Source organism: Algoriphagus sp. A40 (assembly GCF_002002735.1).
Lineage (GTDB): Bacteria > Bacteroidota > Bacteroidia > Cytophagales > Cyclobacteriaceae > Algoriphagus.
Genome location: NZ_MUNY01000007.1, coordinates 1 through 296 on the forward strand (window position 1 = coordinate 1; position 296 = coordinate 296).

Here is a 296-nt window from a genome sequence, read left to right on the forward strand (position 1 = left end):
GCAGTCCGACATAGATGCGGGCTTGGACATTGTGAACGTGGCGAGTGTGAGCAGCGAAGAGGAAGCGACCGACAGTGCGACCGAGACGGTTGACGTGAACGGAGCGGCCTTGGTGGACATCACCAAGTTGGCGGACGTGACGCAAGTGACCGAAGCGGGCCAGGTGATCACCTATACCTATACCATAACGAACACAGGCGAAGTGACCCTGACCGGTTTGGCAGTGAACGACGACAAGCTGGGAGCGATCACGCTTGCAGCGACGACACTGGCCCCCGGGGCGAGCACCAGCGGCA

The 296-nt window shown here is 60.8% G+C and carries 1 protein-coding gene; it reads left to right on the plus strand.

Going from position 1 to position 296, the window contains the following annotated elements; translation table 11 throughout:
* Positions 1–296 (plus strand): hypothetical protein (locus B0E43_RS23265; RefSeq protein ID WP_371454093.1); only part of this gene is annotated, 296 nt, incomplete at both ends.